Raw genomic sequence first — 13,568 nt, 5'->3', positions numbered from 1 at the left:
CTTGACCCGAGCCGTCACGGACTGGCAATGTGCGTAGCCTACTGGTCAGACCAGTGCACTAGCCAGGAGGCTGTAAGACATGAGGCGAATCGGGATCTGGATCGCCGTGGGCGGTCTCCTGCTGGTCACAGCCGCCTGTGGCGGCGGTTCCGGCTCGGGCGGTTCCGGCACCGCGGGCACCCCCAAGGCCCAGTCCCTGTCCGTCGGGTTCGTGGCCGAGCCGGCCAACCTCGACTTCACCGCCACCGAGGGCGCGGCCATCCCGCAGGCGTTGCTGGTCAACGTCTACGAGGGCCTGGTCAAGCTCGACCAGGACGGCTCGATCAAGCCGTTGCTGGCTGAGAAGTGGTCGGTCTCCGACGACCGGAAGACCTACACCTTCACCCTGCGCAAGGGCGTCACGTTCAGCAGCGGGGCGCCGTTCACGGCCGACGACGTGGTGTTCTCGCTCGACCGGGTCAGGAGCGACTGGAAGCTCAAGATCAAGGCCCAGCTCGACGTCATCGACAAGGTGGCCAAGACCGACGACGCCACCGCCGTCGTCACCCTCAAGCGGCCGAGCAACGGCTTCCTCTACGCCCTGGCCACCCGGCTCGGCGCCATGTTCAGCCGCACCGGCGTGGCCGACCTGGCCAACAAGCCCGTCGGCACCGGGCCGTACACGCTGGGGGCGTGGAAGCGCGGAGAGTCGATCCAGCTCGCCGCCAACCCCTCCTACTGGGGCGCCAAGCCGGCGCTGTCGGCGATCACGCTGAAGTACTTCAAGGACGCCACGGCGATGAACAACGCGCTGCTGACCGGCGGCATCGACGTCATCTCCGCCGTGCAGGCCCCCGAGTCGCTGCAGCAGTTCGCCGATCCGAACCGGTTCCAGACGGTCGAGGGCACCACCAACGGCGAGGTCGTGCTGTCGATGAACAACGCCCGGCCGCCGTTCGACGACGTCAAGGCCCGCCAGGCCGTCCGGTACGCCATCGACCACAAGGCGCTGCTGGACACCGCGTGGGCCGGGCGCGGCCAGCTCATCGGCTCGATGGTGCCGCCCACCGACCCCTGGTACGAGGACCGCACCGGCGACTACCCCTACGACCCGGCCAAGGCCAAGGAACTGCTGGGCGGCAGGACGCTGACGGTCAAGATGCGCATCCCCAACCTGCCGTACGCGGTGGCCAGTGCCCAGGTCGTCAAGTCGCAGCTGGCCCAGGTGGGCATCACGGCCGACATCGAGCCGCTGGAGTTCCCGGCCCGCTGGCTGGACGTGGTGTTCAAGCAGGGCGACTACGACCTGTCCATCATCAACCACGTCGAGCCCCGCGACATGGGGATTTTTGCCGATAAGTCGTATTACTTCCACTATGACAATCCCGAGTTCGGCAAACTCCTCGCCTCCGCCGACGCCGGCACCGAGCAGCAGCAGACCGACGACCTGAAGAAGGCCGCCAAGCTGCTCTCCGCCGACGCCGCCGCCGACTGGCTGTTCCTGTTCCCCAACCTGATCGTGGCGAAGAAGGGCGTCACCGGGCTGCCGAAGAACGCCATCGCGGAGTCCTTCGACTTCACCGGTCTCACCAAGCAGTGACGCTCTACCTGCTCAAACGGCTGGCGGTGCTGATCGCGAGCGCCGCCGTCGCCGCCGTCGCGGTGTTCGCGTTCATGGCGCTGCTGCCCGGCGACCCGGCCGAGATCGCGCTCGGCGTCAACGCCACCCCCGACGCGGTCGCCGCGCTGCGCCGGCAGTTCGGCACCGACCGGCCGCCGGCCGTGCAGTTCCTCGACTGGATCGGCGGGCTGGCCCACGGCGACTTCGGCGTCTCCTACGTCACCAGCTCGCCCATCGGCCCGCAGATCGGCGAGCGGCTCGGCGTGACGGCCGTGCTGGTGCTCGGCGGCATGGCGCTGGCGCTGGCCGTCGCGGTGCCGCTCGGCACGTTCGCCGCCGTGCACCACCGCAACCCGCTCGGCGCGGCGATCAGCGCGGCCAGCCAGCTCGGCATCGCCGTCCCCGCCTTCCTCGCGGGCATCCTGCTGGTGTTCGTGTTCGCGGTGAAGGCCCAGGCGCTGCCCTCCGGCGGATACGTCCCGATCGCCGACAGCCCGCAGGAGTGGCTGCGCTCGCTGCTGTTGCCGTGGTTGTCGCTCGGGCTCGTCCAGGGCGCCGTGCTCACCCGCTACGTGCGCAGCGCCGTCCTCGACGTCATGCGCGAGGACTACCTGCGCACCGCCCGCGCCAAGGGCCGCGGCAGCACCGGCGCCCTGTGGCGGCACGGCCTGCGCAACGCCTCGATCCCCGTGGTCACCGTGCTCGGCCTGCAACTGGCCACCCTGCTGGTCGGGGCGGTCGTGGTCGAGCGGGTCTTCGTCCTGCCCGGGCTCGGCGACCTCCTGCTCAACGGCGTCGCCGGGCGCGACCTGCTGCTCGTCCAGGGTGTGGTGATGGTGCTGGTGGCCGCGGTCCTGCTGATCAACTTCGTGGTGGACGTCGCCTACCGCCTGCTCGACCCGAGGCTGCGATGAGGGGCCGCGCGAACGCCGCGCTGCTGACCGGTGGCGCGCTGGTCGGGCTGGTGACGCTGGCCGCGCTGGTCTCGTTCGTCTGGACGCCGCACGACCCGACCCTCGTCGACGCCGCACGCAAGCTGCGCGACCCCGGCGGCGGCTACCTGCTGGGCGCCGACAAGTTCGGCCGCGACACCCTCAGCCAGCTCATGGTCGGCGCGCGCACCACCCTCTACGTCGGCGTGGTGGCCGTCGGCATCGCCGCCGTCCTGGGAGTGCCGCTCGGCGTGGTCGCCGGGATGACGCCGCGCGGCTGGCTGTCGGAGCTGATCATGCGGGTCAACGACCTGGTGTTCGCCTTCCCCGCGCTGCTGCTGGCCGTCATGCTGGGCGCGGTCTACGGAGCCGGCACGCTCACCGCGATGATCGCGATCGGGGTGGCCACCGTGCCCGCGTTCGCGCGGGTGGCCCGCGCCGCGACGCTCCAGGTCATGGTGACCGACTACATCCTGGCCGCGCGCGCCGCGGGCCGCCGCCGGGGCGCGATCGCCGTGCGGCACGTGCTGCCGAACATCGGGTCCGTGCTGATCGTGCAGGCGTCGGTGTCGTTCGCGATCGCGATCCTGGCCGAGGCGGCGCTGTCGTTCCTCGGGTTCGGCACCCGGCCGCCGACGCCGTCCTGGGGGCGGATGTTGCAGGAGTCGCAGGAGCTGCTGTTCTCCACCCCGCGCCTCGCGCTGTGGCCGGGCCTGGCGATCGCGCTCGCCGTCCTCGGGTTCAACCTGCTCGGCGACGGGCTGCGCGACCACCTCGATCCGAAGCTCAGGAGGGTCCGTGCTGACGGTTGAGGGGCTTTGCGTACGGGCCGGCGAGGTGGGGCTCGTGCACGACGTGTCGTTCACGATCGGGCCCGGCGAGCGGGTCGGGCTGATCGGCGAGTCCGGCTCCGGCAAGTCGCTGACCGCGCTGTCGCTCATGGGCCTGCTGCCCGAGGGCGTCACCGCCTCGGGCACGGCCAGGCTCGGGGAGCGCGACCTGGTCGGCGTGCCCGAGAAGCGGCTGAAGGACCTGCGCGGACGCGCGTTGTCGATGGTCTTCCAGGAGCCGATGACCGCGCTCAACCCGCTCATGCGCGTCAGCGCGCAGGTGGCCGAGGCCATGACCCTGCACGGCGTCCCCCGCGCCGAGGCCGGGCGGCGCGCGCTCGCCCTGCTGGACCGCGTCCGGCTCCCCGAACCCGGGCAGATCGCCCGCGCCTACCCCCACCAGCTCTCCGGCGGCCAGCGCCAGCGCGTCATGCTCGCCATCGCCCTGGCCAACGAGCCGGGGCTGCTCGTCTGCGACGAGCCGACCACCGCGCTCGACGTCACCGTGCAGAAGCAGATGCTGGAGCTGATCGCCGAGGTCGCCCCCGCGCTGCTGTTCATCACCCACGACCTGGCGGTGGTGGCCTCCGTCTGCGAGCGGGTGATCGTCATGTACGGCGGCCGCGTCGTCGAGACCGGGCCCATCCGCGAGGTCTTCACCCGCCCCCGCCACCGTTACACCGAGGGCCTGCTGGCCGCCTCCCGGCTCACGCCGCGCGGCACCAGGCTCCCGACCATCAAGGGCAGTGTGCCGCCCGCGGGCGCCTTCCCCGAGGGCTGCGTGTTCCGCAACCGCTGCCCGCACGCCACCCCGCGGTGCGAGACCCCGCCGGCGCTGACAGGAGACGGCCATGCCCACGCATGCTGGCACCCCACCGAATGAGCCCTCTGGCGACGCACTGATCGAGGCGCGCCGGCTCAGCCGCGTCTACCGCCGCCCGCGCACCTCCCTCACCAGGCCGGGCGCGCCCGTCCATGCCCTGCGGGAGGTGTCGCTGACCGTCCGCCGCGGCGAGCGGTTCGGCATCGTCGGCGAGTCCGGCTCCGGCAAGTCCACGCTGCTGCGCCTGCTGTGCGGCCTCGACCGGCCCACCGGCGGGTCCGTCGTCTTCGACGGGCGGGAGATCACCGGCCTGCCGGAGCGGCGGCTGCGCTTCCTGCGGGAGAACCTGCAGATCGTCTTCCAGGACCCGATGAGCTCGCTCGACCCGCGCATGCGCGTGCGCGACCTGGTGGCCGAGCCGCTGGTCGCGCTCGGACTGCCGGTCGGCGGGCGGGTGGCCGAGCTGCTGGAGGCGGTCGGCCTGCCCGCCTCGGCCGCCGACCGCTACCCCCACCAGTTCTCCGGCGGTCAGCGGCAGCGCATCGCCATCGCCCGCGCGCTCGCGCCCCGGCCGAAGGTGCTGGTCGCCGACGAGCCGGTCAGCGCCCTCGACGTGTCCGTCCGCGGCCAGATCCTCAACCTGCTCGCCGACCTGGTGGACGAGCTGGGCCTCACGCTCGTGTTCGTCTCGCACGACCTGTCGGTGGTCCGGCACGTGTGCGAGACCGTGGCCGTCATGAGCGGCGGCGAGATCGTCGAGACCGGCCCGGTGGACGACGTCTGGGCCGCGCCGCGCCACCCGTACACGCGTGACCTGCTGCAGGCCGTACCGACCCTGGAGGGATTGTTGTGATCGAGGTCGACGAGCGGGGAGTCGTGGAGTTCACGCAGGCGCTGGTGCGCATCCCCAGCACCAACGACCCCGCGCGCGGGCGCACCGAGCGGCCCGCCGCCGAGCTGGTCGAGGCCAGGATGCGCGAGTGGGGCTGGGACCCGGTCGTGAGCGAGGCCGCCGCCGGGCGGCCCAACGTCGTCGCGGTGGTCGAGGGCGGCGGCGGCGACGGGCCGACGCTGATGTTCGAGGGCCACACCGACGTCGTGACCGAGGGCGACCTGTCCACCTGGACCGTCGACCCGTTCGGCGGCGAGATCCGCGACGGGCGGCTGTGGGGCCGGGGCAGCGCCGACATGAAGTCCGGTCTGGCCGCCACCCTCTACGCCACCCGCGCGCTCCAGCTCGCCGGCCCGTTCCCCGGCCGGATCAAGGTGTGCGCGCTGGCCGACGAGGAGGGCCTGATGATCGGCGCCCACCACTTCGTCGCCTCCGGCCTGGCCGACGGCGTGGACGGCGCGATCGTCGCCGAGCCCGAGGCCGGGGAGATCTGCGCGGTGGCCAAGGGCGCGCTGCGGCTGCGCGTCGACCTCACCGGCAAGATGGCCCACGGCGCGATGCCGCAGCACGGCCGCAACCCCGTCCAGGCGGTCGGCACGCTGCTGGTCGCCCTGCGCGGCCTGCAGCGGGAGCTCCAGGAACGGCATCCGGCCCACGAGCACCTCGGCGAGGTGTACGTCACCCCGACCGTGCTCCGGGCGGGCAGCGAGGAGCAGGTCAACGTCATCCCCGCCACCGCGTCCGTCTTCGTCGACGTGCGCACGATCCCCGGGCTGGAGCACAAGGTCGTGGCCGACCGGGTGGCCGCCCTCGCCGCGGCCGAGGACGGGATCGAGGCGTCGGTGTCGGTCCTGGTGGACCGGCCGCCGGTGGACGTGCCGGTGACCGACCCGGTGGTGGCCGCCCTGGCGGCGGCCCACCGGACGGTGACGGGGGAGGAGCCGGTCTACGGCGGCGTGCCGGGCTCGACGGACGGGACCGTGCTCACCCACTGGGGCGGCGTCCCCTCGGTCGTGTACGGCCCCGGCGGCAAGTGGATCGCCCACCAGGCGGACGAGTACGTCGAGGTCGCCGAGATCGTCCGGTGCACCAAGGTGTTCGCCGAGGCGGCGCGGCGCTTCCTGCACCGGGACTTCTGATGCTCGCCGAGCCCGCTCCCGGCATGCGTCCCGGGCCGACGAACTCGCTGGTGGACGTCGCCGGGCTGCGCGTCGGGCACGCGCACCGGGTGGGCGGCGGCTACCGCACGGGCACGACCGTGGTGCTGGCGCCGCCGGAGGGCGTGGTGGCCGGCGTGGACGTGCGCGGCGCCGCTCCCGGCACCCGCGAGACCGAGTTGCTCGATCCGCGCAACCTGGTCGAGCGCGTGCACGCCGTCGTGCTGTCGGGCGGCAGCGCGTACGGGCTGAGCGCGGCGTGCGGGGTGATGGACCAGCTGGCCGACGCGGGCATCGGCTTCCCGGTGGCGGGGGGCGTGGTGCCCATCGTCCCGGCGGCCGTCATCTACGACCTCGGGCGCGGCGGCGACTTCCGCGCCACCCCCGACGCCGCCCTCGGCGCCGCCGCCTACGCCGCCGCCCGCACCCCGGCGCACGAACCGCCCTTCCCCGCACCTTTGCCCCGCCGCGGCGGCGGCGCGGACGCCTCCTCCCCGGGGACGGCCGCCCGGCACGGCGGCGCGGCCCGGTACGCCACCGCGCCCCCCACGGCCAGCGGGTCCGTCGGGGCCGGCGCCGGGGCGATGGCGGGCGGCCTGGCCGGCGGCGTCGGGACGGCCAGCGCCGTCCTGCCCGGCGGCGTCACCGTGGCCGCCCTGGCCGTCGTCAACGCCGCCGGATCCGTGCTCGACCCCGCGGGCGCCACCCTCGCCGGCGTCCGCTACGGCCTGCCCGGCGAGTTCGGCCACCTGCGCCGCCCGGACCCCGCCGAGGCCGGGGCGTGGCAGCCGGACAAGGTCACCTCGTTCAACACCACCATCGGCGTGGTGGCCACCGACCTCACCCTCACCAAGGCCCAGTGCGGCAAGCTGGCCGGGGTGGCCCACGACGGCCTGGCCAGAGCCATCCGGCCGGCCCACACCATGGTCGACGGCGACACCGTCTTCGGCCTGGCCGCCTGCGCCCGCCCGGCCCCCGGCCCCGACGGGCTCCAGGACGTCCTGGCCGCCGCGGCCGACGTGTTCAGCCGGGCGGTGGCCCACGCCATGCTCGCCGCCACCGGCCGCGAGGACGCGCCCGCGTACCTCGACGTGTTCCCGAGCGTCCTTGGGGGAGACAGATGACCTGGCCGGACGGCCTGCCCATCGGAGACGGATGGGCCGCCACCGAGGACACCACCGAGGTGATCTTCCCCTACGACGGCTCGGTGGTGGCCCGCGCCCCGCTGGGCACCCCCGCCCACGCCGCCCGCGCCCTGGAGGAGGCGCTGGCCGTCGTGCCCGCCATGGCCGCGCTGCCCTCGCACGCCCGCCGCGCCGCGCTCATGGCCGCGCACGACGCGCTCGCCGCCCGCCGCGCGGAGTTCGAGCGGCTGCTGGTCCTGGAGACCGGCAAGCCGCTGGTCGACTGCCGGGTCGAGGTGGCCAGGACGCTGCTCACCCTCGCCACGGCCGCCGAGGAGGTCGCCCGGCTGCACGGCGAGACCGTACCGCTGGACCTGCTGCCGTCGGGGGAGGGGCTGATCGGGTTCTGGACGCGGCGGCCGATCGGCGTCGTCGTCGGGATCACCGGCTACAACTACCCGCTGCTCCTGGCCGCCCACAAGATCGCCCCGGCGGTCGCGGCCGGCTGCCCGGTGATCGTCAAGCCCGCCCCGGCGACGCCCCTGGCCACGCTCAGGCTGGTGCACCTGCTCCGCGAGGGCGGCCTGCCGCCCGCCGCCGTCCAGCTCGTCACAGGGGACGTCGAGGTCGGCCGCACGCTGGTCGAGGACCGGCGGATCGGCGCGGTCTCCTTCACCGGCTCGGCCGCCGCCGGGCACGCCATCGCCCGCGCGGCCGCCCCCACCAAGGTGCTGCTCGAACTCGGCTCCAACGCCGCCCTCGTGGTCGCCGCCGACGCCGACCTGGCGGCCGCCGCCGACGCCGTCGTGCGCGGCGGTTACTACGCCTCCGGGCAGGCGTGCATCGCGGTGCAGCGGGTGCTGGTGGAGGAGCCCGTACGGGCGGAGTTCCTGGCGCTGCTGGCCGCCCGGGTCAAGGACGTGGCCGTCGGCGACCCGCGCCTGCCCGGGACCCGTGTGGCCCCGCTGATCGACCCCGCCGCCACCGATCGCGTCCTCGCGTGGATCGGCGACTCGGGCGCCGAGGTGGTCGCCGGCGGGGTGCGCGAGGGCCGGGCGATCGCGCCGACCGTGCTGTCCGGCGTGCCCGACGGCGCCGCCGCGTGGGACGAGGAGATCTTCGGCCCGGTGGTGTGCGTCCGCGGGGTGCCGGACCTCGACGCCGCCTTCGAGGCCGTCAACCGCTCCCGGTACGGCCTGCACGCCGCCGTCTACACCCGCTCGCTGGCCACCGCCTTCACCGCGATCGAACGCATCCACACCGGCGGCGTGGTGGTGAACGAGGTGCCCGGCTTCCGCGCCGACAACATGCCGTACGGCGGCGTCAAGGACTCGGGCAGCGGCCGCGAGGGCCCGCGCTTCGCCATGGAGGAAATGACGGTGACCAGAATGGCGATCATCCGCCCCTGACGGCCGCTGTAGGGTGGCGCCCAAACGGCGAGGAGGCGCGTGCCTTGGCTTTACGGACGGACGAGCCGATGGTTGTCCCGCGAGCGCGCGCCGGCAGGGCCCTGCCCGTGCTCGCCGCCCTCCTGGCCGTCGCCCTGGCGGGCGCGGGCACGGCCTGGTGGCGGGAGCATGGGCAGGCGCAAGACCGGGAGCGCGTCGCGCTGGCCCACGGGCTCGCGCTGCACGCCGCCGAGCTGCGCGGGGACGATCCGGTCAAGGCTCGCGACCTCGGCCTGGCCGCTCTGGGCGTGCACGCCGACGACCAGACCCGGGCCGGGCTGACCGACACCCTTCTGCTGTGGCGCAGGGACGACCTGCGGCCCGGCGACTCCGGCGGTGTCCAGCATGCCGAGCTGAGCGGCGACGGACGCGTCGGCCTGGTCGCCGGGAACGGCAAGGCCGAGGTCTGGGAGCTCGGCTCCGGGAAATCGGTCACGCTGGACGGGCCCGAGGACGCGGCGCCGGCGCTCTCCCACGACGGCCGCACCGCGCTGACCGGCGGCGACGACGGCGCCACGACCGTGTGGGACCTTACCGATCCCGCCCACCCGGCCTGGCGGGCGACGTTGCCGGGCGTGGCGGCGAAGGGGCCGCTCGACGACGTCCAGGCGGTGGCGGTGAGCGGGGACGGCCGGGTCGCCGCGGTCGCCGACTTCGCCGGGAACCTGCTGGTGTGGGACCTGGCCGTACCCGACCACCCGGTCCGGCGCTCGGTCACCGCCGTCCACGACTCCTCGACGGCGGACCTCGACCTCAGCGGCGACGGCAGGACGGCGGTCACCACGGCCGACGACGGCCCGGCGACGATCTGGAACCTGGCGGACCCGGCGCACCCGGTGAAGGCGGCCGAGCTGACCCCGTCCATTTACAACGGCACGGCGGCCGCCCTGAGCGGCGACGGACGCGTCCTCGTCGTCGCGCGGCGCGACCCGGGGGCCGACTGGCGGAGCCAGGCGGAGGTCTGGACGCTCGGCGACCCGGCCCGCCCGGTCCGGTCCGCCGTCATCGGGATGCCTCCGGCGGACATGTTCGACGTGGCCCTCACCCCCGACGGCGGGACCGCTCTCCTGGCGGGCTCCAACGGCGGCGGATCGCTCTGGGACCTGTCCGTCCCCTCCCGGCCCGTCCGGCTGGCCGGGCTGCGCGGGTACCCGTCGGAGGTGCGGGGGGTGGCGTTGAGCGACGGCGCCCGCAGCGCCCTGCTGGCCGCCCCCGACAGCGCCACCTTCTCCCTGTGGGACCTCCACGACCTGCGGCAGGTTGCCGCCGACCCCGAGCAGGTCCTGTGCGACGACGGCCCCCGGACCTTGGGCAGGGCGGAGTGGGACCGCTACACCGGCGGCGCGGACCCTTCGGACTACGGCGGCGGCGACGGGGACGTGAACCTCTGCTCCCTCCGATGAGGGTAACGGTTTGACCAGACGTCTTTACCTTGCCGCAGCGGTCGCGTTGGATGGCGCGCATGGTGGAGATCACGCGCAGAACGGTGTTCAAGGCCGGTGCGGCAAGCGCTTTCCTCGGGGGTGGCGTCCCGGGGACGGCGGCACTGGCGGCGGCCGGACCGGCCACGGAGGGAGCGGCCACGGAGGGGCTGGAGCAGCGGGCCATGGCGATGGACCCGCCGGTGTTCCTGCTGGAGAGCGCCGTCCCGCCGCACTTCGCCGCCGGCCCCGGCTCCACGTTGTCGATCAGCGACCGGGTCGCCGTGTGCGGGACGCGGTCGCTGCGCTGGGAGCACGCGAGCCGCGACGTGATCACCGTGCGGGCGCCGCTGCGGTGGGCGCCCGACCCCTACCGGCTCGGCGACGACCAGGCGTGGCAGGGGCTGGTGGACGCGTTCTGCGTGTGGGTGCACAACGCCGAGCCGGCGGACGACGTGCTGCGGTTCGAGTTCGGGCGGGGTGAGCGCACCGACCTGTGGTTCGAGTTCCGGCTCGGGTTCAGCGGGTGGCGCACGGCGTGGGTGCGGTACGCCTACGACATGCACGGCCGGCCCCACCCCGACATGGACACCCTGCGGATCATCGCCCCGGGCAGGGCCGGGACCCTGCACCTCGACCAGCTCATGCTCAACGTGCCGCTGCGTCCCGACGCCCCCTGCCGCGACCACCAGCTCCCCGACATCGCCCCCGAGGGCGACGAGTACGACAACCAGCACTGGCAGGCACTCCACCGCTTCGACCGGCTGCTGGCCACCGTCGAGCCCGACCTGTCGCCGCCGTCCGCCGGCGAGCTGGCCTCGCTGCGCGCCCTGCACGCCCGCTACCACGACGAGTACCTGACCGCCCAGGTCAAGCCGGACGTGCCGGGGCTGACGGCGCAGGTCGCCGCCCTGGAGGGCCGCCCCACGCACGCCTACCAGGCGCAGATCTACCCGGCCGGGATCGCCGCCGAGCTCAAGGCGTTCGTGGACCCGGTCACGCTGCGCGCCTGCACCGACCTGATGAAGACGATCGCCCAGGCCCACCAGGCCGCCCCCGCCGAACGTCCCGCGCTGGCCGCGCTCTACCTGCGCATGGTCGCCCACCTGCGGGAACAGGGCTGGACGAAGGGCAGCTGCCAGGGCACGATCCATCACCTCGGCTACGACGTCCGCGGCCTGTACGACTCCGTCTATCTCATGCGGGACGCCCTGCGCGAGGCGGGGGAGTTGGAGCGGGTACGAGCGGACCTGGAATGGCTGAGCGGACTCGGCCGGATCTTCCGCGGTTTCGGCTTCCGGATGGCCCGGGGCAGCATGATGGACCTCTACAACACCACGGTCCGCGGCATGCTGGCCGCCGTGCTGCTGCGCGACGGCGAGGCGCAGCAGGTGGCGTACCTGCGGGTGCTGCGCGACTGGCTGAACGCCACCCTGCTGCCCACCGACGGCATCCAGGACGGCATCAAGGTGGACGGCACCGCCTTCCACCACGTCGGCTTCTTCCCCGACTACGTCCGCGACGGCTTGGCCGGGCTCGCGCCGCTGGTCTACGTCCTGCACGGCGGCTCGTTCGCGATCTCGCCCGAGGCGTCCGGCTGGCTGCGCAAGGCGCTGCTGACGCAGCGGGTCTACGCCAACAAGAACCACTGGCCGATCTCGATCAGCGGTCGCAATCCCAGCGGCGCCACCGCGCTGTCGATCGTCCCGTTCGAGTGGCTTGCCCCGATCGACGATGAGATCGCCGCCGCCTTCCTGCGCCTGCTGCCTGCCAACCCGACGCCGCGGCAGAAGGAGCTCGCGGCCCGGCTCGCCGCGCGCGGCATCGCCCCGGAACCGGCTCCGACCGGCGCCTGGGCGCTCAACTACGCGGCGCTCGCCGTGCACCGCCGCGACGAATGGCAGATCACCGTACGCGGGCACAACCGCTACCTGTGGAGCACCGAGATCTACGTCGGCGCCAACTGGTACGGCCGCTACAACACCTACGGCCAGATCCAGGTCCTGCACCGCGGCGACCCCGTCACCAACCAGGACAGCGGCTACGCCCAGCCCGGCTGGGACTGGAACCGCCGCCCCGGCACCACGGTCATCCACAAACCGCTCGACCAGCTCAAGGGCGACCTGACCGGGGCCATCGAGGAGATGCTCCTCACCGACTCCCGTTTCGCCGGAGCCTGCACCATCGACGGACGCAACGCCCTGTTCGCCATGGACCTGCACGGACACCCCAAGTACGACGGCACGCACCGGGCCCGCAAGTCGGTGTTCCTGTTCGACGACCGCGTCGTGGCCCTGGGCACCGGCATCACCAACGACGACACCGCGGACGAGACGGAGACCACCCTCTTTCAGACCCGGCTGCCGGCCAGGAACGCGCCCACCGTGGTGGACGGCGCCGCGGTCACGGCCTTCCCCCACCAGGCGCTCGACGGCGGCCCGCGCTGGCTGCTCGACGACAAGGGCATCGGCTACTACCTGGCGCCCGGGCAGAAAGTGGCCCTGACCCGCTCGGCCCAGACCTCCCGCAACAACGCCACGGAAGAGCCCACCAGCGGAGACTTCGCCACAGCCTGGATCAGGCACGGCACCGCCCCTCGGAACGGGACGTACGAGTACGCGATGGTGGTGAACGCCACGGCCGAGCGCATGGCCGGCTTCGCCGCCGCGATGGGGGACGCGGCGAACGCCCCTTACCGGGTGCTGCGCGCCGACACGGCGGCCCACGTCGTACGGGATCGCGACACCGGCATCACCGGGTACGCGGTGTTCGAGCGCACCCGTCTGGAAGGTCTGGTACGCGAGGTGGACACGCCTTCGATGCTGCTCGTCCGTACGGAGGGGGAGACGTTGGTGATCGCGGTGTGCGATCCGGATCTGCGCCTGTACGGCGGGATCGACCACGACCAGTACGAGAAGGGCCGCTACGTCGGGCACTACAGCCCGTGGTCGCGGCCCTGGCTGGCCGGCCCCAGCCACCCGCACCGCATGAGAGTGACCCTGGACGGGCGCTGGCGGACGGACGCCGGCCAGCCGTGCCGGGCCAGGATCACCGGGCCGCGCACGGTCCTGGAGTTCGAGACCGTGCACGGACGGCCGGTGCAGGTGCGGCTGAGCCCCGCGACCTGACCCGGGCGAGGGCGGGGGCGCCCCCGCCCGGAGTTCACGCCCGCGACCACGACGACCACCGTCCCGATCGGCCGGTTCACGTCTCCGGTCGGACCGTTCACGTTTCTGGTCAGCCGGTTCGCGTCTCCAGTCAGCCGGTTCGTGTCCCGGCCGGACGGTTTGCGTCTCCAGTCAGCCGGTTCGTGTCCCGGTCGGACGGTTCGCGTCCCGGTC

The 13,568-nt window shown here is 73.7% G+C and carries 10 protein-coding genes; all 10 read left to right on the top strand.

Features of this window, described 5'->3' with window-relative positions; genetic code table 11:
• The first annotated feature begins 79 nt into the window (after positions 1 to 79).
• Positions 80 to 1,579, top strand: a complete 1,500-nt coding sequence (locus tag ABT158_RS05595) for an ABC transporter substrate-binding protein (RefSeq protein WP_352351224.1) — start codon at positions 80 to 82, stop codon at positions 1,577 to 1,579.
• Positions 1,576 to 2,514, top strand: coding sequence for an ABC transporter permease (locus ABT158_RS05590; protein ID WP_352351222.1), 939 nt, complete (start codon positions 1,576 to 1,578; stop codon positions 2,512 to 2,514). Before ABT158_RS05595 ends, ABT158_RS05590 begins: the two co-directional genes overlap by 4 nt.
• Positions 2,511 to 3,344: an ABC transporter permease gene (locus ABT158_RS05585; RefSeq protein WP_352351220.1), complete on the top strand. Its 834-nt coding sequence runs from the start codon at positions 2,511 to 2,513 to the stop codon at positions 3,342 to 3,344. The genes ABT158_RS05590 and ABT158_RS05585 overlap by 4 nt, the downstream gene beginning before the upstream one ends.
• Positions 3,331 to 4,245 (top strand): ABC transporter ATP-binding protein, encoded by a 915-nt coding sequence (locus tag ABT158_RS05580; protein WP_352351218.1) that lies wholly within the window; start codon positions 3,331 to 3,333, stop codon positions 4,243 to 4,245. The genes ABT158_RS05585 and ABT158_RS05580 overlap by 14 nt, the downstream gene beginning before the upstream one ends.
• Entirely contained in the window at positions 4,214 to 5,038 is an 825-nt protein-coding gene (locus tag ABT158_RS05575) for an ATP-binding cassette domain-containing protein (RefSeq protein ID WP_352351216.1), read from the top strand. The genes ABT158_RS05580 and ABT158_RS05575 overlap by 32 nt, the downstream gene beginning before the upstream one ends.
• Entirely contained in the window at positions 5,035 to 6,216 is a 1,182-nt protein-coding gene (locus ABT158_RS05570; protein WP_352351214.1) for a M20 family metallopeptidase, read from the top strand. Before ABT158_RS05575 ends, ABT158_RS05570 begins: the two co-directional genes overlap by 4 nt.
• Positions 6,216 to 7,358: a P1 family peptidase gene (locus tag ABT158_RS05565; RefSeq protein WP_352351212.1), complete on the top strand. Its 1,143-nt coding sequence runs from the start codon at positions 6,216 to 6,218 to the stop codon at positions 7,356 to 7,358. The genes ABT158_RS05570 and ABT158_RS05565 overlap by 1 nt, the downstream gene beginning before the upstream one ends.
• Positions 7,355 to 8,767, top strand: a complete 1,413-nt coding sequence (locus ABT158_RS05560; RefSeq protein ID WP_352351210.1) for an aldehyde dehydrogenase family protein — start codon at positions 7,355 to 7,357, stop codon at positions 8,765 to 8,767. Before ABT158_RS05565 ends, ABT158_RS05560 begins: the two co-directional genes overlap by 4 nt.
• A gap of 68 nt (positions 8,768 to 8,835) precedes the next feature.
• Positions 8,836 to 10,209, top strand: a complete 1,374-nt coding sequence (locus ABT158_RS05555) for a WD40 repeat domain-containing protein (protein ID WP_352351208.1) — start codon at positions 8,836 to 8,838, stop codon at positions 10,207 to 10,209.
• Between the two features lie 59 nt (positions 10,210 to 10,268).
• Complete coding sequence (locus ABT158_RS05550; protein ID WP_352351206.1) at positions 10,269 to 13,355, top strand: chondroitinase family polysaccharide lyase; 3,087 nt, start codon at positions 10,269 to 10,271, stop codon at positions 13,353 to 13,355.
• Positions 13,356 to 13,568 lie beyond the last annotated feature (213 nt).

The organism is Nonomuraea sp. NPDC001636, assembly GCF_040298265.1.
Lineage (GTDB): Bacteria > Actinomycetota > Actinomycetes > Streptosporangiales > Streptosporangiaceae > Nonomuraea.
This window is presented reverse-complemented; position numbering and strand designations above follow the sequence as displayed.

Bases quoted from the DNA above. Each gene is read 5' to 3' on its own strand.
- ABT158_RS05595 (WP_352351224.1), top strand. From the start codon at position 80: ATGAGGCGAATCGGGATCTGGATCGCCGTGGGCGGTCTCCTGCTGGTC.
- ABT158_RS05585 (WP_352351220.1), top strand. From the start codon at position 2,511: ATGAGGGGCCGCGCGAACGCCGCGCTGCTGACCGGTGGCGCGCTGGTC.
- ABT158_RS05575 (WP_352351216.1), top strand. From the start codon at position 4,214: ATGCCCACGCATGCTGGCACCCCACCGAATGAGCCCTCTGGCGACGCA.
- ABT158_RS05565 (WP_352351212.1), top strand. From the start codon at position 6,216: ATGCTCGCCGAGCCCGCTCCCGGCATGCGTCCCGGGCCGACGAACTCG.
- ABT158_RS05560 (WP_352351210.1), top strand. From the start codon at position 7,355: ATGACCTGGCCGGACGGCCTGCCCATCGGAGACGGATGGGCCGCCACC.
- ABT158_RS05555 (WP_352351208.1), top strand. From the start codon at position 8,836: ATGGTTGTCCCGCGAGCGCGCGCCGGCAGGGCCCTGCCCGTGCTCGCC.
- ABT158_RS05550 (WP_352351206.1), top strand. From the start codon at position 10,269: ATGGTGGAGATCACGCGCAGAACGGTGTTCAAGGCCGGTGCGGCAAGC.